This is a genomic window from Flagellimonas meishanensis (assembly GCF_019880545.1).
In the GTDB taxonomy this organism is placed as follows: Bacteria; Bacteroidota; Bacteroidia; order Flavobacteriales; family Flavobacteriaceae; genus Flagellimonas; species Flagellimonas meishanensis.
On the sequence record NZ_JAINVW010000001.1, the window covers coordinates 1,235,385 to 1,252,974 of the forward strand.

Annotated in this window: 14 protein-coding genes; 9 read left to right on the forward strand and 5 right to left on the reverse strand. The window is 45.4% G+C overall.

All coding sequences use genetic code 11. The features are described 5' to 3' along the window. Window positions 1–31: 31 nt before the first annotated feature. Both K7G75_RS05565 and tsaB read left to right on the forward strand, forming a co-directional pair. Entirely contained in the window at window positions 32–1,384 is a 1,353-nt protein-coding gene (locus K7G75_RS05565; protein ID WP_222983224.1) for a TolC family protein, read from the forward strand. A gap of 16 nt (window positions 1,385–1,400) precedes the next feature. Further along, window positions 1,401–2,078 (forward strand): tRNA (adenosine(37)-N6)-threonylcarbamoyltransferase complex dimerization subunit type 1 TsaB, encoded by a 678-nt coding sequence (gene tsaB / locus K7G75_RS05570; protein ID WP_222983225.1) that lies wholly within the window; start codon window positions 1,401–1,403, stop codon window positions 2,076–2,078. Here the strand turns inward: tsaB and K7G75_RS05575 are convergent. The 4 genes from K7G75_RS05575 to K7G75_RS05590 form a co-directional block, all read right to left on the reverse strand. Beyond that, window positions 2,075–2,920, reverse strand: coding sequence for a mechanosensitive ion channel family protein (locus K7G75_RS05575; RefSeq protein ID WP_222983226.1), 846 nt, complete (start codon window positions 2,918–2,920; stop codon window positions 2,075–2,077). The genes tsaB and K7G75_RS05575 overlap by 4 nt on opposite strands. 49 nt (window positions 2,921–2,969) lie before the next feature. Then, the gene (locus K7G75_RS05580; RefSeq protein WP_222983227.1) at window positions 2,970–5,084 is read right to left on the reverse strand and encodes a thioredoxin domain-containing protein; all 2,115 of its coding nucleotides are present in this window, start codon (window positions 5,082–5,084) and stop codon (window positions 2,970–2,972) included. Window positions 5,085–5,148: 64 nt separating this feature from the next. Further along, entirely contained in the window at window positions 5,149–5,349 is a 201-nt protein-coding gene (locus tag K7G75_RS05585; protein ID WP_222983228.1) for a dodecin family protein, read from the reverse strand. Window positions 5,350–5,420: 71 nt separating this feature from the next. After that, entirely contained in the window at window positions 5,421–6,320 is a 900-nt protein-coding gene (locus tag K7G75_RS05590) for a NifU family protein (protein WP_222983229.1), read from the reverse strand. Window positions 6,321–6,447: 127 nt separating this feature from the next. Here K7G75_RS05590 and K7G75_RS05595 point away from each other — a divergent pair, with 127 nt between their 5' ends. Then, window positions 6,448–7,443, forward strand: a complete 996-nt coding sequence (locus K7G75_RS05595; RefSeq protein WP_222983230.1) for a PorP/SprF family type IX secretion system membrane protein — start codon at window positions 6,448–6,450, stop codon at window positions 7,441–7,443. 49 nt (window positions 7,444–7,492) lie between these two features. Here the strand turns inward: K7G75_RS05595 and K7G75_RS05600 are convergent, their stop codons facing one another. Then, window positions 7,493–8,656 carry a VWA domain-containing protein gene (locus K7G75_RS05600; protein ID WP_222983231.1) on the reverse strand — a complete coding sequence of 388 codons (1,164 nt, stop codon included), beginning with the start codon at window positions 8,654–8,656 and terminating at the stop codon, window positions 7,493–7,495. A 198-nt stretch (window positions 8,657–8,854) separates the two neighbouring features. On the opposite strand from K7G75_RS05600, the gene K7G75_RS05605 reads away from it, so the two are divergent. The 6 genes from K7G75_RS05605 (at window position 8,855) to K7G75_RS05630 (ending at window position 17,589) form a co-directional block, all read left to right on the forward strand. Next, the gene (locus K7G75_RS05605; RefSeq protein ID WP_222983232.1) at window positions 8,855–10,846 is read left to right on the forward strand and encodes a tetratricopeptide repeat-containing sensor histidine kinase; all 1,992 of its coding nucleotides are present in this window, start codon (window positions 8,855–8,857) and stop codon (window positions 10,844–10,846) included. A 2-nt stretch (window positions 10,847–10,848) separates the two neighbouring features. Next, window positions 10,849–11,580: a LytR/AlgR family response regulator transcription factor gene (locus K7G75_RS05610; RefSeq protein WP_222983233.1), complete on the forward strand. Its 732-nt coding sequence runs from the start codon at window positions 10,849–10,851 to the stop codon at window positions 11,578–11,580. 76 nt (window positions 11,581–11,656) lie between these two features. After that, window positions 11,657–12,184, forward strand: coding sequence for a gamma carbonic anhydrase family protein (locus K7G75_RS05615; RefSeq protein WP_222983234.1), 528 nt, complete (start codon window positions 11,657–11,659; stop codon window positions 12,182–12,184). 33 nt (window positions 12,185–12,217) lie between these two features. Further along, window positions 12,218–13,099, forward strand: coding sequence for an ACP S-malonyltransferase (gene fabD, locus K7G75_RS05620; protein ID WP_222983235.1), 882 nt, complete (start codon window positions 12,218–12,220; stop codon window positions 13,097–13,099). A gap of 156 nt (window positions 13,100–13,255) precedes the next feature. Continuing rightward, complete coding sequence (locus K7G75_RS05625; RefSeq protein WP_222983236.1) at window positions 13,256–16,588, forward strand: T9SS type B sorting domain-containing protein; 3,333 nt, start codon at window positions 13,256–13,258, stop codon at window positions 16,586–16,588. Window positions 16,589–16,623: 35 nt separating this feature from the next. Then, the gene (locus K7G75_RS05630; RefSeq protein WP_262420249.1) at window positions 16,624–17,589 is read left to right on the forward strand and encodes a PorP/SprF family type IX secretion system membrane protein; all 966 of its coding nucleotides are present in this window, start codon (window positions 16,624–16,626) and stop codon (window positions 17,587–17,589) included. The last annotated feature ends 1 nt before the right edge of the window (window position 17,590 follow it).

Below are 17,590 nucleotides of genomic sequence, written 5' to 3' on the forward strand. Positions count from 1 at the left end.
GGACCAAATAACCAATTAAATCAAAAAACGAATGAGAAATAGATTAACCACAATCATACTGTTACTGTTTATTGTATGCACAACCCAGGCCCAGATGCGAAAATGGACCTTGCAGGAATGTGTGGAGTACGCCGTTGAGAACAATTTGACCGTTGAGCAATTTGAGTTGGACCTGGAAAATGCAAAAATTGACAAATCCGACGCTCTGGGCAATTTGCTTCCCAATTTGAACGGGTCCTCTACCGTATCGAGCAACACGGGTTTTTCCATTAACCCAACAAACAACTTGCCCACGAACCAAACGGCATTTAATGTCAATGGAGGCCTAAGTTCCAATCTTACTTTGTTTGATGGACTTCGAAACATTAAACAGTTGAACCGCGCCAAGATCAATGCCATTGCCAACCAATACCGTTTGGATGACCTTAAGGACGATATTCGCTTGAATGTGGCCAATGCCTATCTTCAGGTGCTTTCCAATAAGGAACAATTGAAAACGTTCAGGGCGCAATATGCCGTTACCGAACAAGATTTAAAGCGCACCAAGGAGTTGGTTGAATCAGGGGTGCTGCCCCAGGGGGATTTGTTGGAAATTGAAGCAACCGCAGCCAATCAGGAACAACAGATTGTCAATGGGGAGAGTCTCGTATTGATTTCGAGGGTGAATTTGGCGCAGCTTCTTCAAATTACCGATTACGAGAATTTTGATATAGCCGATGAAGAGTTCAATGTGCCACCATCCGACATTTTGGACAATTCCGCCAAGGTAATTTTTGATAAGGCACTTTCCTTCAGAAACGATATCAAATTATCCCAGACCAATGTGGAATTGGCCGAAGAGGATCTCAAAATTGCCAAGGGAGCTTACTATCCCACCCTTTCAGCATTCTTTCAATATGGGACCCGATATTCCGATGTTACCCAGATTCCGGATGCGAACGGGATACCTTTTACACCGGATTTCACGGACCAACTTTGGATTTTTGACGGTATCTCCTACGGCGCCCAGTTGAATGTGCCCATTTTTAACGGATGGAACACCAAGAACAATGTAAAACGTTCTAAAATAGGTCTATTGCAGGCCAAACTACAGTTTGAACAAGACAAGCTGGATTTGGAGTCAACCATTCAGCAGGCCTATGTGGATGTGGGCACTTTTGAAAAAGCCTATGAAGCCGCCCTAAAAACCTTGGAAGCCCGGAGACTGGCCTATAATTATGCAAAGGAACGGTATGATGTTGGGTTGATGAACGCTTTTGACTTTAGCCAAGCACAGGCAAGGGTGGACAATGCCGAGGCCGATGCGATCCGCACCAAATACGATTACATTTTCAGGTTGAAGATTTTGGAGTTCTTTTTTGGCATTCCCATTTCGCTAAACTAGTATCTTTGTGCCCGTTATGGCCAGGATACTTAATTTGGAAACGGCTACCACCAATTGTTCGGTCTGCGTTTCCGACGGAAATACAGTGATTGCCCTGAAGGAAAACAATGCGGTGGATTATTCGCATTCCGAGCAATTGCACATTTTTATAAGGGATGCGGTTGAAGAGGCTTCGTTGTCTTTTTCAGACTTGGATGCCATTGCCGTGAGCAAGGGACCTGGGTCCTATACCGGGCTGCGCATTGGGGTTTCTGCGGCAAAGGGCCTCTGTTTTTCCCTAGATTTGCCCTTGATTTCGGTGCCCACCTTGCAGAGCATGGCCCTTCAAATCCGGCCTGAAAAGGGTGAAGTGATAATTCCCGTTTTGGATGCCCGTCGCATGGAGGTATATGCATCCGTTTTCAATGAAAATCATGAGGAAATACGGGAAACCAGGGCAGAGATTATCGATGAAACATCATTTTCTACCTATACCGCAACACAAAAAGTCCATATTATTGGAAGTGGAGCGAAAAAATGCGAGGAAATCCTAAACTACCCCAATTTTCATTTTGATGCTGCCATAGTTCCATCCGCAAAGGAAATGGCAACTATTGCCCACCAAAAATATCAGGCAAAAAAGTTCGAGGATGTAGCCTATTTTGAACCTTTTTACCTGAAAGATTTTGTGCTTCAGGGCAAGAAAAAACCCTAACTTAATTGGCGAACCACACGTTGCGGGAAAGGAATTTCGATGTCCGCATCGTCAAAGCGTAATTTGGCCTGCTCAATTACGTAAAAGTTGGCCGCCCAGAATGCCTCGTTTTTGGCCCAGAACCGCAGTGAAAGGTCAACAGAACTGTCACCCAATCCACCAACATAGACTTCCGGAGCAGGATCCGTAAGAACATCTGGACAATCAGCGCAAATACCCAAAAGAATCTCTTTGGCCTTTTTGATGTTGGAGCCATAGCCGATACCCACATCAAATTTGCCCCTGCGCGTATCCTCCATATTGAAGTTGACGATATTTCCGTTCGAAAGCTGTCCGTTCGGGATTATGGCCACTTGGTTGCCGAAAGTGTTCAACTTGGTGTTGAAGATGGAAATTTCCTTTACCGTACCGTCAACACCTTGGGCGGAAATCCAATCCCCCACCTTGAAGGGCTTAAAAATGAGAATGAGCACCCCTCCGGCAAAATTCGCCAATGAGCCCTGAAGGGCCAGGCCAATGGCCAATCCAGCAGCACCGAGGATAGCCACTAATGATGAGGTCTTCACTCCTAATTGGGTCACGACCAAAACAGCTAATATTGCCTTTAGTGCAATGCTGATAAAACTTTGCAAAAAGGTCTCCAGGGTTTCATCATAGTCTTTTTTCTCAAAAAACCGGCGGACCATCTTGTTTATGAAACGGATTACCCAATAACCGACAATGAATATGACTACGGCCAGTACAAGATGGGGCAACATGCTCAAAGCCCAATCAATTCCCTTGTCAATGTATTCTTGATAATTCTGCAGCTCTTGTGTTGTGGTTTCTGATAGTGATGACATACTAATAAATAAGTTTTAAGATTAAAAGAGTTCTTTTAAGATTATGTATTTATTGGAACGATTGTATTTGTTGCAAGGCATCCGCCGCTGTTTTGACAGGAAGCTTGCAAGTGCCCTCAATGCAGACATAGACCAGGGTTTCGCCCTCAACATCCCTGTTTTTTAGCAATTCGATGGGACCCGCGCCCTTACTGCCGACCAAAATACTGTTCGGAAGATAGTTTTTGGCAATTGCTTTCCCAAGGGCCTTATAATCTTCCCCTACCACGGCCACTTCATAAAAATTTTGGTTTTCATATAGAACCAAATGTAACCAGTTGGCAAAACCTTGGGCAGAACTGTCAAAGTTGACCTGGACATTTTTTAGCATTTGCACTGCCATATCACCATACCCTTCCTTCGGATATAGTTTGTGGAATTTCAACAGATTTTTGGCCATTATGGAGTTTGATGCGGAAATTACGTTGTCGTTGGTCTCCATACTCCTTCGGATCAGGGAAGCATCTTGATCTGAGGTATAAAAGAACATCCCGGATTCATCATCCAGAAAATGGATCCTTGCATAGTCCAAAAGCGATTTGGCGTGCAAGAGCCATTTATCCTCAAAAGTTACCTCGTACAATGCCAAAAATGCTTCGATTACTGTTGCATAGTCCTCCAAAAAACCATTGATGTTGCTTTTCCCTTCCTTGTGGTTCCGGAAAAGGGCATGGTCATTTTGCATCATTTCCCTTTCAAGAAAAGCTGCATTTTGAAGTGCCATGGTCAGGTATTCCTCATGGCCCAGATATCGGTAAGCGTCCACAAGGCCTTTTAACATAAGTCCGTTCCATGAAGTTAGTATCTTATCATCCAACCGGGGTTTGTCCCGCTTGCTTCGCTCCTCTTTGAGGATTGCAAGGGCATTTTTCATTTTCTCCTGCAATGCCGGGATGGAAATCCCATGTTTTTCCGCAACCTCTTGTTCATCCTTGTCACGGATCAGGACATAATTTCCTTCCTCCCATAGCCCGTAGGAGTTGATGTTGTAGTGGTCCTGAAAAACATCAAAATCGTCTTCCAAAAGGCGTTGGAGTTCCTCTTTGGTCCAAACGTAGTAGGCGCCTTCCTCCAGTTCCCCGTTCTCATCCAAACTGTCAGCATCCAGAGAGGAGTAGAATCCCCCGTTTTCATCCCATAGTTCAGATTTTACAAAGGCAATGGTCTCCTCGACCACTTTTTTGTAAAGTTCATTTTTGGTTACGGCATAGGCCTTGGCATAAAGACTCGTCAACTGGCCGTTATCATAGAGCATTTTCTCAAAATGGGGCACGTGCCAGGTGGTGTCCACGGCATATCGGGAAAATCCTCCACCCACATGATCATAGATGCCGCCGTAGGCCATTCTTGTCAGGGTGGTGTTTACCTGCTCCATGACCTCTGGCTTGGAATTGGCGGTGGCATAATGCAACAGGAAATCCCAGTTATTGGGCATCATAAATTTTGGGGCACGCTTATAACCTCCCAGAAAATTGTCAAAATACTGGGACCAGTTGTTCACTGCCGTTTCCAGTTGTTCCAATGAATACAGGTCCGGGTCCACGTTGGTCTCGACCAAATTGATGGCATTTATGCCATTGAAAAGGTCAGCTGCGTATTGCTGCACCCTGCCTTTATCCTCTTTATACAACTTGACCAATTGCTCTAATGATTTAATCCAATTCTCCTTGGGGACGTAAGTGGCCCCCCAAAAAGGTCTGCCATCGGGTAGGGCCACAATGTTAAGGGGCCATCCCCCGTTACCAGACATCAATTGTATGGCATCCATATAGATCTGGTCCACATCGGGTCTTTCTTCCCTATCAATTTTAATATTGATGAAATTTTCGTTCATCATTTTTGCAACTTCCTCATCTTCAAAACATTCCTCTTCCATTACATGGCACCAGTGACAGGCAGCATAGCCAATACTGATCAAAAGGGGCTTGTCCTCTTTTTGTGCACGTTCAAGCACTTCCGGTTTCCATGCCTGCCAGTTTACAGGGTTGTGCGCATGTTGCAAAAGATAGGGACTGGTCTCATGGATCAGGTCGTTGGTATGCTTGTGGGTCACTTTGTTCTTGTTTTGATTACAGCCCTGCAAAAGGAAAATCAGTAGGAAAATCTGAACGATATGTTTTATCATTTTCAGCCTTTTGAACATAAAAAAAGCGCCCTTTTAGGACGCACTTTTGTTTTTGTCCTCAATATTATTTGACTTCAAAGGTAATTTTTACGTTGACCCTGTACTCGTCTATTTTTCCGTCCTTCACCGAGGCACTCTGCTCGTTGATATAAACGGAACGGATGTTCTTTACCGATTTTGAGGCGTGGTCCAATGCATTTTTGGCTGCTTGTTCCCAGCTTTCATCAGAATTTGCCAATACTTCTATTACTTTTAAAACTGCCATGACGATTGATTTTTAAATTTATTCAATGTAACAAAAATTGAGGAGAATATGTTTACCTGGGTGATTAAAAATCAACCGTTGATGGCCACTACCTCGTTCACTTTGTCGCCCATCATGTTCTTGAGCATGGTTTCTATCCCATTTTTTAGTGTGAACGTGGATGAGGGGCAGCCACTGCATGCACCCTGAAGGATCACGTTAACCGTTTTGCTGTCCTCCTCGTAGGATTGAAAGAGGATATTACCTCCATCACTGGCCACGGCAGGTTTCACGTATTCTTCCAAAATGTCAATGATTTGCCTGGAGGTCGCATCATGGATGTGCTCCTGTGACACCTTTGTGCCGGCTTCGTTTATGGCTTTTTGATAGGCCTCCGGTGAAACCACATCCTTTCCATCAGCCAAAAAGTTTCGGATAAATTCCCTCAACTCCATGGTAATTTCCTCCCAATTGGCCATATCATATTTGGACACGGAAATGTAGTTCTCATCAAAAAAAACCTCCTTTACAAACGGAAAATGGAAAAGTTCTTTTGCGAGCGGGGAATCTTTGGCCTCATCGATGTTCTTGAATTCGTAGGTAGCCGGAACAATACGCTTGTTGGAGACAAACTTCATGACCGCAGGATTGGGGGTCACTTCGGCATAGACCGTTATGGGTTGCTTTTTGCCCGCTTCCTTCTCATGTACAATCGGTTCTCCGGCATTCAAATACTCCACCAACTGTTGCGCCACCTCATCTTTTACATCTTGCCATTCCACAATATCAAAACGTTCCATGGCCACAAAGTTGCCCGAGATATAAACGGTTTTGATAAACGGAAGGTAGAACAACTGTTGGGCCAGGGGAGAATCCTTGGCCTCGTCTATGTTTTTGTACTCATAACTGCCCTTCACAAGGAAGTCATTGGCCTCAAACTTCAATATTTTGGGGTTGTTTGTGGCAACCACGGTAATGTTGTATTCTTTCATAGCGGTAGTTTCCACAAAAATACCAATTGTGAAGATGAGTAGCAAAAGATATAATAATGTATTGTTAAGACCGTTATTTAAATGTTTGCTTACTTTTAGTTTCAACAACTTAGCCCAAAACCGTCACATGAGACGCTATATAACCTCACTAATTCTTGCCCTGTTTTTTGGGCTATCGTCCAAGGCTCAGGAAGGTATCCCTGTCTATTTTGATTATTTGGCGGACAATTACTATTTGGTGTATCCGTCTATGGCAGGAATCAGTGAAGGCACCAAAATAAGGTTGACGGCCAGAAAACAATGGTTCAATGTGGATGAGGCTCCTGCATTGCAGACCTTGAACTTGAACTTCAGGGCAGGCGAGCGCAGTGGTGTAGGGTTTATTTTGTTCAATGATTCCAACGGGTATCACGCACAAACGGGTTTTAAGGGGACCTATGCACATCATTTGCAACTTGCAGGGGATTTCAGGACGCTTAACCAATTATCCTTTGGACTTAGCGCGGGGGTTATACTTAGCAGTTTGGACGAAACGGAGTTTAGGTCAGTGATTCCCGATCCCGTGGTAACGGGAGTAAAGAACACAGCCAGTTACTTCAATGTTGACTTTGGGGTCTCCTACAGTCTGTTTGAATTTTATGCCCACGCAGCAGTTTTGAATGTGCTGGGAAGCGGCAGGGACCTATACACGGTAGCAGAGTTTGACAATTTGCGTAGATATCTACTTTCTGCAGGTTATGTCTTTGGAAGAAACTTGCGTGTTGAGCCCTCTGTGCTGTTTCAAATGACTGATTTTACAAGGGAGAAAACCGTGGATATCAATGCCAAGGTATACAAAGATGTCAGTTTTGGTACCGTTTGGGCCGGGCTTTCGTACCGGAGGAGTTTTGATGGGGCCCAATTTCAGCAGAACGGCGGTTTTGGGGAACAGCGCTTGCAACTTTTCACCCCCATCATTGGCGTAAATTGGGACAGATTTCTTTTCTCCTATAATTATTCCTACCAGTCTGGGGATATCCGTTTTGATAATGGCGGCTTCCATCAGATTACCTTGGGATACGACTTTGGTCAAAACGACCAGTCCAAACGCTACGATTGTTATTGTCCCGCTGCCAATAACTAAAAATGGCCCACAAGTTTCTGCAGGCCATCTTTCCAACAATGGGAATGGACTAATCCCAAGTATAATTCTTCTTTGAAGCCTGGGTTTTAATGGCAGAGATCAGCGCATTTTCCAGCTCCCCTGTTTCCTGTGCTTGGTTTTCTGCGATATAAGCCTCACGCTTGGCATTCATTTCCTGGATTTGCTTTTGGATTTTTTCACGCTCCTTTTTCTTTTCGTCCACATAGGTTTTAATTTCGGATTCAGACTTTCCTTGCAGCTCAGCAGGCAGGTCATCCTCCTTCAATTCAGAAAGTTCCACAGCCTCTTCTTCAAACGCATCCACCAGGTCCCAATTGGAGTTTTTGTAGAGTCGGGAACTTTTGCTAACAGACCTTTTAACGGCCACTCCGGGAGTCATGCCCTCGGCGTTACTGTCCTGTGCACTTTGCAACATTTTCTTTTCCCGCCCCAGGGAACCATAGGAAATATAGGTATTGTTCAATTTTGAGTTCAGTTTGATGATTACATCATCATAGGGAGTTTCTATATGAACCACCTGGCGGTTATGGTCGATGGCCATGTATTCCCCTCCCGTCAAGGTGGCCCCGTTTTTCCACATGGTGGAGATCCCTTGCTCGTAGTTGCCACAGAAAATGGTGTTGACGATGATATCCTTTTCCTTGGCATTCGCCACGGCTTGCCTATAATTTAGTTTGCCCTGAGTAAAAGGTTCGTTTCCCGCAATAAAGATCATTTTAAGGTCATCGGCATTTTTTCCCCAATCCAATTGCTTCAGGGAAGTGTGTATCACTTGTCCGCAATATTCCTCTCCGCCATTGGTGGTGAGGGAGAACAATTTTTCCGAAATTTCGTCCAGGTCGTTGCTAAAACCGATTACCTGCCGAATGTAACCTTCGCTGGAAGATAGATTGTCGTTACCATATTCATACAGGGCAATTTGGAGCATGGGTCTGCTGTAGTTGCCACATTTGGCATGGGTAAATTCATTCACAATATCCCAAAGTTGCGCCTTGGCCTGGTTGATGAGCCCGTCCATACTGTTGCTGGTATCCAGGAGCAGCGCAATTTTCACAAACTGCTTGGAGGGTTTTTCAGCGATGGATTGTGTGGCGTTTTTTTCCGTTTCCTTTGCATTGACCTTGCATGCGTGCATGGTTCCCAAAGAACAAGTGAAAACCAGAATTCCCAATAGATGTTTCAAATATTTCATGATCATTATTTTTTAAAGTTGGCCTAAAAGTAGGCGCAACATTTTCCAATTAAAATTGAGAATGAGTGAAGAGTGCCTGTTGATGAGTGAACGGTGCCCTTGGCTTTGTAAACCCATAAAAAACAGTCTCTTTTTATGCGATTTGCCGCAAACACCATTTTTTAGTACGGAGGGGATGCACTAAGTTTACTGTAACGAATGACACCAAGAATTTACATAGGACTTATTTTTTTGATGGTATGCCTAAGTGGTTTTTCCCAAGAAAATCCACAGCGTTCCAAATCAAGCGCCGGTGAAGCCGATAAAAAGGAAAAAAGGGCCAGTGCTGATTTTGGTAGTGTTGCCGATCATCAACGTTTTCTTGATTCGGCTAGGGTTAATAGGCAAACGGACCTGGAAAAGAGCATCGATTTTATTGCGAAGTCCATTTCCTCCTTGGGCGAGCAGGGTAACAAGACGGCTTTGTCGCAATCCCTGTCAACATTGGGTGAAATATATCTGTACCACCGGCAATATGATCTCGCCATTGCCAATTTTAAGGACGCATTGGTCGCAATGCCTTCCAACAGGACAAAGATTTTGTTGGGTAAGGCCTATGTATCCAATAATCAATTTGAAGACGCTGAAAACACGCTGTCACCTTTGATCGATATAAAAAATATGGTCCCTTACCAGCGCATTGAGCTATACGAAGCATTGGGAGATGCCAATAAGGGCCGTTCTGAGTGGAAGGAAGCCATTGATTACTATAAGGAGGGCCTTCGCATTGCGGAGAAGAACATGGTCTCCCCAAAGATCATCGATTTGAACTCAAAAATAGCCGATGCCTATGCCGGAGGGGATAAAAATATTGAGGCCGAAGGGTTCTATAACAATTCCCTGAACCTTTCCCGAACAGTGGCTCCGGAAAGGGTGATCCAAGAAAATGAGAAGGTGGCCGATTTTTATAACCAAAAAAACCGTTTCCAGGACGAGATACAGCTACGCAAAAAAAGCCTTTCCGAACTACAGCAATTGGGCGATGCCAAGGGAGCACAAAAAGAAAGTGCGGGCCCTTCCGCGGATACCATCACCTCGCAGCGCATTAACTATAAAATTGCCAATGCCTACATTGCACAGGACAAATTGGATGAGGCCATACCCTATTTGGAGCGGAGCATTGTGGAAGCCGATGCCGAGGACGATCTTGTGGTACAGAAAGATGCTACCAGAAAGCTTTCCGAGGTGTACCGTAACAAAGGCGATTTTTCCAAAGCTTTGGAATCCTATCAGGCTTACGTGACCGTGGTTGATAGTCTCTATGTTAGGAAAGAGGAGGAAATTTCGAGGGCGGCCCGATTGAGCCGGGATATTGCCAACAAGCAGAACCGGATTTCTAGTTTGGAGCAAGAAAGGGAACTTTCGCAAAGCAAATACAGTTTGGCCGTTACCGAACAAAAACTCTTCGCGGAAACCAGCAAGCGGCAACAATGGATCATTTATTCCCTGATTTTTGGACTATTGTTGATGGGGATAACGGCCCTGCTCTACTACCGTAGCAACAAACAACAAAAACTGGCCAACAACCTTTTGGCATTAAAATCGTTGCGCACCCAAATGAATCCGCACTTCATCTTTAATGCTCTGAACTCGGTTAACAATTACATAGCCAAAAGTGATGAACGGAGTGCCAATCGGTTTTTGAGCGATTTTTCAATATTGATGCGAAGCGTACTGGAGAATTCAGAAGAGGATTTCATCCCACTTTCCAAGGAACTGGAGCTCCTCGAGCTTTATGTGAAATTGGAGCATTCCCGTTTTGCCGATAAATTCGATTTCGAAATAAACATCGATAAAAGAATAGATATCGAATCCTTTCGAATTCCGCCCATGCTGCTCCAACCCTATATTGAAAATGCCATTTGGCACGGTTTGCGATATAGGGAGGAAAAAGGATTTCTTCGAATAGGGGTGCAGCAGTTGACCCAAGATCTGCTGGAGGTGACCGTGGAGGACAATGGTATAGGCAGAAAAAAATCGGCCGAACTCAAAACCTCAAATCAGAAGAAGCAAAAATCAAAGGGAATGGGAAACATCAGAAAACGCATCCAGATCCTGAACGATATGCACAAGAATAAGGTGGAAGTGTCCATATCGGACCTTTATGATGACCAAACAGGGACCAAAGTATCCCTAAAGCTGAAAAAATAACCATGAAACTACGCACAATCATTGTTGAGGACGAGGCCAATAGTCGGGAGATACTTCGGAACTATTTGGCCAAGTATTGCAAGGAAGTGGAACTTTTTGGCGAAGCCGCCAATATCGCTGAAGGTTTGAAATTGATACAAAAAAATAATCCCGATCTGGTTTTTTTGGATGTAGAAATGCCCTTTGGCAATGCTTTTGATCTTTTAGATCAGGTGCCGGACAGAAACTTTGAGATCATTTTCGTTACGGCCTACAACCAATATGCCATGGACGCCCTCAATCAACATGCCGCCTATTATTTGATGAAACCCATTGACATAGATGAACTGGTAAAGGCGGTGGACTACGTCAGGGATGTCAAACAAAAAGAACAGGCCCTCGAAGGCCAGGTACTTAAAGCCAAGACCGTTCATACAGAAGGTAAGATTACTTTGCCCCAACAGGATGGATTTCAAGTTTTGGAGGTAGGGGAGATCTATTTCTGCAAAGCAGATGACAATTACACAGAAATTTATCTGGAAAAAAGAAAGATTGTGGTCAGCAAAACACTGAAATATTTTGAGGATGCCCTAGCCCCTTATGCATTTGCAAGAATCCATAAATCCTATTTGGTCAATGTAGCGGAAGTGGTTAAGTACAAAAAGGGAAAGGGAGGCAGTGTGGTCCTGTCCAACGGGAAGGAACTATCCGTTTCAGCGGCTAAAAAATCCAACCTGTTGTCCTATTTTCAGTGATTTTAATAGTCACATCGTGTGCAGTGGAGATACTTTGGGACTTGTAGGATTCTAATTTGACAAATACTTTAAAAAGATGATAATAAAATCGGTTAGGGGAAAATCCCCTCAGATGGGAGAAGACTGTTTTATTGCGGAAAATGCGACCATTGTGGGCGAGGTGATCATGGGCGATCAGTGCAGCGTCTGGTTCAATGCGGTGATCAGGGGCGATGTGCACTACATTAAAATGGGCAATAAGGTTAATGTCCAGGATGGAGCAGTAATCCATTGTACCTATCAAAAATCGCCCACTAACATTGGCAACAACGTATCCATTGGGCATAATGCCATCGTTCATGGCTGCACCATCAAGGACAATGTGCTTATTGGGATGGGAAGCATTGTGATGGACGACTGCGTGGTGGAAAGCAATTCCATCATTGCGGCCGGGGCTGTCGTCACCCAAGGCACCCATGTGGAAGCAGGCAGCATTTATGCGGGCATGCCAGCACGAAAAATAAAGCAGGTGAGCCCGGAATTGAGTTCCGGTGAAATTGACCGGATTGCCAACAACTATGTCAAATATTCCAGTTGGTTTAAGGAAGACCAGACAACCAAATAATCCCTATTTTAGCATCACCAAAAACTAAACGAAATGAAGGCATACATATTTCCTGGCCAGGGAGCGCAATTTGTTGGTATGGGGTTAGACCTGTATGAAAACCATCCAGAGGCACAAGAACTTTTTGAAAATGCCAATGAAATTTTGGATTTTTCCATTACCGATATCATGTTCGAAGGTACTCCCGAGGACCTAAAACAGACCAAGGTCACCCAACCGGCGATATTTCTTCACTCCGTAATTCTTAGCAAGGTAATGGGAACCGACTTCAAGCCCAATATGGTAGCAGGCCATTCCTTGGGAGAGTTTTCCGCTTTGGTGGCCAATGGCGCCCTCAATTTTGAAGATGGCTTGAAACTCGTTTCCCAGAGGGCCATGGCCATGCAAAAAGCCTGTGAATTGAAACCAAGTACCATGGCGGCCGTTTTGGGACTGGATGATGATGTGGTGGAGAGGATTTGTCAAGAGACCGAGGGCATTGTGGTGCCGGCCAACTATAACTGTCCAGGCCAATTGGTAATTTCTGGCGAGGTTGATGCCGTGAACACAGCCTGCGAAAAACTCAAGGAGGCGGGAGCGCGTAGAGCGTTGCTATTGCCCGTTGGTGGTGCCTTCCATTCACCATTGATGGAGCCTGCAAGGGAAGAACTTGCTGCGGCCATAGAGGCAACCGAATTTAAGAAACCCACCTGCCCCATATATCAAAATGTGACTACAACAGCGGTTTCTGATCCTGATGAAATCAAGAAAAATTTAATATCCCAACTCACGGCTCCGGTAAAGTGGACCCAAAGTGTGCAGCAAATGATTCAGGACGGTGCCACAACCTTCGTGGAAGTAGGTCCGGGCAAGGTGCTGCAAGGCTTGGTTAAAAAGATAAACAACGAGGCTGAAACCACTTCGGCAGAGGTGTAATGTTAAAGTTTTTTCGACTTTAGGCATTTCAACCAAGAAACATAGATTTAATCCACAAAGTTGCTGCTTTCTGGTGATTTTTAGTGATATTGGTAGTTCCCAAATAGCCAACCAACATGATACAAAAGAACAGCACTGAAAACTATTGAATAGGTAATGCTATCAATCCTTAATACAACCTCACCTTCTTTTTTTTCCAGCTATGGAAAGGAAAGCATACTGTTCTTAATAATCACGTTTTTTACTTTTAGTTTTGGGTTTGGGCAGTCGAGCATCAGCATAGACAGTCCCGCCCCGGTTGCGGAGGGCGACGGCCCGGGTGTTAGCACGATCGACTTCACGGTGAGCATCGACGCCTCGGACCCCCTGGCGGACATCACGGTGGACTATTTGATAAGCGGCGGCAACGAGGACGGCACGGGCGGCACCCTGACATTTTTGGCTGCCACGGCGACATTGGCCCAGACCGTTAGCGTGACCACCAACGGTGACACTGTTGTGGAGGCCGACGAGCCGGTGAGCGTGACCCTGAGCAACGCGAGCGCGAACGCCACGATCGCCACCACTGTGGGTAACAGCTCCTTTACCGACGATGACCTGTCCAACATCGGCATAGACAGTCCCGTCCCGGTTGCGGAGGGCGACGGCCCGGGTGTTAGCACGATCGACTTCACGGTGAGCATCGACGCCTCGGACCCCCTGGCGGACATCACGGTGGACTATTTGATAAGCGGCGGCAACGAGGACGGCACGGGCGGCACCCTGACATTTTTGGCTGCCACGGCGACATTGGCCCAGACCGTTAGCGTGACCACCAACGGTGACACTGTTGTGGAGGCCGACGAGCCGGTGAGCGTGACCCTGAGCAACGCGAGCGCGAACGCCACGATCGCCACCACTGTGGGTAACAGCTCCTTTACCGACGATGATGTTGCCGCACTGACTATAGAGGATGTGAACGGTAATGAGGATGATGGTCCTATATTACTTGAAGCAGTTTTGAATAACGCCGTAGCAGGTGGTTTTTCTGTTCAGGTCTCAACTTCTGACGGAACGGCAACTTTGGCAGATAATGACTACAATGCATTGCTTCAGACGTTGACTTTTGTCGGAACGCCGGGAGAAATCCAAAACTTTGTGGTGACCCCAGTTGCTGATGCATTGATTGAGGTAGATGAGACTGTTTTGGTTTCAATGAGCAATCTAAATCCAAATGCACTTTCAATAAATATTTTGGATACGGCAACGGTTACCATTGATAATGACGACACATGTGCCGCAGGAAATACAGCTCCTGTTTTGGACATAGATGAGACTACGGAGTTTTGTGATGCCTTCACCCAAGATTTGGATGATTATACCAATACACCAGCACCACCGGGTTCCGTGCTACAATGGAGTACAAACCCGGACCCATTACAAGTTGGGGATCATTTGGTCAATACTACAATTACTGACGACACACCAAGCACCTACTACGGATTTTTCTATGATGCTTTGAACGATTGTGCAAGTCCCATACTTACTGTTACCATTACCCAGAATTTCACTCCAAATCCTGGAAATACAACCGGGATTGCTCCGTGCAGTAATGCAGGGGATGGCAATACCATAATTGATTTAGATGATCAAATAGCCAACAATGATTTAGGTACTTGGGCTTTGACCAGCTCACAGCCTGGTTCATCAATCATAATCAACGCCAATAATATAATCAACTTTGACGGACAGCCCGAAGGACCTTACATTTTTACCTATACCACCACTGGGGCTATGGCTCCTTGTGTAAACCAAAGTGTGGATTTAACTATAACCGTAACCGATTGTTCATTACCATGCGATGCTGGAAACTCGGCTCCTCTTTTGGATACTTCGGAACCCACTGAATTTTGCGATACCATCTTGGCCGACCTTGACGATTATGTGACCAGCACGGCCCCTGCAGGGAGTGTATTGACCTGGAGTACCAACCCAGACCCGTTGCAAACAGCGGCGCATAGAAACAGTTTGGTCAATGCACCAGGGTCTTATTTTGGATTCTTTTATGATGATGCCAACGATTGTGCCAGTCCGGTATTGACTGTGTCCTTGATCCGAAACAATACACCAACCATAACCGATACCACGGGCGATGTGCGCTGCGGGGAAGGAACGCTGACCTTAAGCGCCGTGGCAAGCGATGTGGTGACCATAAATTGGTATGCCAACCCTACGGGCGGACCTGTTTTGGGCTCCGGAGGCACTTTTGTGACCCCTTCCATTGCCACTACCACATCCTTTTACGTGGAGGCAACAGCCAATGGTTGCAGCTCTGCCCGTGTGGAGGTAGTAGCCACGGTAAACCAAAATCCTTCGGCGGGGACACCGACCAATATTGAGGCATGCAACGTTGCTGGAAACGGCGGACCCACCGTTATAGATTTGGATGACACTTTAACCGGGGAGGATGCTGGCTCTTGGGCAGTGATAACTGATCCATCAAGTGGAAGTTTGACAATTGGTGCTGGGAACAGTGTTGATTTTGAAGGCTTGCCAGATGGAGAATACATATTTGAGTACACAACTACTGGGGCGGTGGCGCCATGTAGCAATACTTCGGTTCAGGTGACCATCTCCGTGAGTGATTGTGTGGTGGATACGGATGGCGATGGTTTGACCAACGGAGAAGAGAATGAATTGGGCACCAATCCCAATAATCCTGACACGGATGGTGATGGTTTGACAGATGGGGAAGAAGTTCTTGTAGTAGATGACCCGATTACGACGGCAGTTCCCGAAGGGGCCACGGATCCTTTGGATAGTTGCGACCCATTCCTAACACCTTCTTGTAATCCAGAGCCCATCGATTTGGCCATAACAAAGGAAGTGAACCGCGAGGAACCTCTTTTAAACAGTAACCTAGCCTTTACCATAACTTTAGAAAATGCTACCATAGATCGTGTTTTGGACATTCAGGTAAGTGATTTGTTGGACAGCGGCTTTCAATATGTCTCCCATTCTTCCACAAAAGGGCTTTATGATCAAATAACAGGAATCTGGTCTATTGATGAACTTAATCCTGAAGAATCCATCTCTCTTGTAATTGATGTGACTGTGGTGGCTTCTGGCCAGCTACAGAATACAGCAACCATTATTTCCTCTTTTCCCATTGACGGGGTAAATGATAACAATACAGCCACAGTATCCATTCAGGTAAATCGAAGTCAATGTGAAGATCCGGGTACAATCTGTAATATCTTTTCTCCCAACGGGGATGGCAAAAATGATTTTCTTGTTTTGGTCGGCCATGAAGGTTTTTCAAACAACAGCTTAGAGATTTTCGATCGCTATGGAAACAGCGTTTTCCAAATGGATGCCTACGATAGTAGTTGGGACGGAACGGGAAGCAGTGGCGAGTTGCCCAAGGGCACCTATTTCTATATTCTGGATTTAGACAGGACCGATGATAACAATGAGGTGATAAAAGGTTGGATTCAAATCATTCGATAAAAAGACAAATGCCCCAAATAATGAAATACAGATCAATGAAAATGTTTTTAGCCCTTTGGCTTTTGGCAATTACATTGGTCATAGCCCAAAAGGAACCCCAGTACACCCAGTACATGTACAATATAGGCAGTTTTAACCCGGCCTACGTGGGCACGGTGGAGAGCGCCGAGGCTGCAGGATTGTACCGGGCCCAATGGATTGACATTCCTGGGGCGCCGACAACCATCCGGTTTGGGGCCAACATTCCATTTGGGGACGACAGGACCGGTTTGGGACTTAATATTGTCAATGATGAACTGGGACCGTCCAACCAAACCTATATCGATGTTTCCTATTCCTACCAAATCAGCCTTTCTGATGACACAAAGCTTTCTTTCGGATTGGCCGCAGGTGGATCTTTGCTTAGTTTGGATTATTCCGAAGGGTCGTTCGTAGATCCTTCAGACCCTACAATCACAGGCGAAAATCTCAGCAATTTTTATCCGACAGTTGGAGCCGGATTATTTTTATATGGGGAAGAAGAATGGTATTTGGGGGTTTCCGTTCCCAATTTTTTGACGAATGGTCTGTACAACGAGGAAGTGGCTACCATTGTTGAGGACAACCTGCAGTTCAATGCCATCGGCGGATATGTGTTTCAATTGGCGGACCGAACCAAGTTCAAGCCCGCATTTTTGATCAATTATCTACAGGGATCTCCCGTAAATGTGAACCTATCGGCCAATTTCCAGTTTATTGACGCCCTTACCATTGGAGCCGCTTATCGATTTGACAATGCGGTGAGTGGACTGGCAGGGTTCCAGATTTCCAATGCGATGTTCTTGGGATATTCCTATGATTACAATACCAACGGGCTCGGAGAGTTCAGTGGGGGTTCCCATGAGGCCATCCTGAAATTTTATATTGGCCGTGGTGGATTTGGCGCGAGCAATAAATCGAAGACCAAGAGCAAAAAACTAAAAGGCAAACCAAAACAAATAGATTCCCCAAGATTTTTCTAAC

What these genes read in the sequence shown, in the direction of transcription:
- K7G75_RS05565 (WP_222983224.1), top strand. Translation starts at nt 32, where the DNA reads ATGAGAAATAGATTAACCACAATCATACTGTTACTGTTTATTGTATGC.
- tsaB (WP_222983225.1), top strand. Translation starts at nt 1,401, where the DNA reads ATGGCCAGGATACTTAATTTGGAAACGGCTACCACCAATTGTTCGGTC.
- K7G75_RS05575 (WP_222983226.1), bottom strand. Translation starts at nt 2,920, where the DNA reads ATGTCATCACTATCAGAAACCACAACACAAGAGCTGCAGAATTATCAA.
- K7G75_RS05580 (WP_222983227.1), bottom strand. Translation starts at nt 5,084, where the DNA reads ATGATAAAACATATCGTTCAGATTTTCCTACTGATTTTCCTTTTGCAG.
- K7G75_RS05585 (WP_222983228.1), bottom strand. Translation starts at nt 5,349, where the DNA reads ATGGCAGTTTTAAAAGTAATAGAAGTATTGGCAAATTCTGATGAAAGC.
- K7G75_RS05590 (WP_222983229.1), bottom strand. Translation starts at nt 6,320, where the DNA reads ATGAAAGAATACAACATTACCGTGGTTGCCACAAACAACCCCAAAATA.
- K7G75_RS05595 (WP_222983230.1), top strand. Translation starts at nt 6,448, where the DNA reads ATGAGACGCTATATAACCTCACTAATTCTTGCCCTGTTTTTTGGGCTA.
- K7G75_RS05600 (WP_222983231.1), bottom strand. Translation starts at nt 8,656, where the DNA reads ATGAAATATTTGAAACATCTATTGGGAATTCTGGTTTTCACTTGTTCT.
- K7G75_RS05605 (WP_222983232.1), top strand. Translation starts at nt 8,855, where the DNA reads ATGACACCAAGAATTTACATAGGACTTATTTTTTTGATGGTATGCCTA.
- K7G75_RS05610 (WP_222983233.1), top strand. Translation starts at nt 10,849, where the DNA reads ATGAAACTACGCACAATCATTGTTGAGGACGAGGCCAATAGTCGGGAG.
- K7G75_RS05615 (WP_222983234.1), top strand. Translation starts at nt 11,657, where the DNA reads ATGATAATAAAATCGGTTAGGGGAAAATCCCCTCAGATGGGAGAAGAC.
- fabD (WP_222983235.1), top strand. Translation starts at nt 12,218, where the DNA reads ATGAAGGCATACATATTTCCTGGCCAGGGAGCGCAATTTGTTGGTATG.
- K7G75_RS05625 (WP_222983236.1), top strand. Translation starts at nt 13,256, where the DNA reads ATGCTATCAATCCTTAATACAACCTCACCTTCTTTTTTTTCCAGCTAT.
- K7G75_RS05630 (WP_262420249.1), top strand. Translation starts at nt 16,624, where the DNA reads ATGAAAATGTTTTTAGCCCTTTGGCTTTTGGCAATTACATTGGTCATA.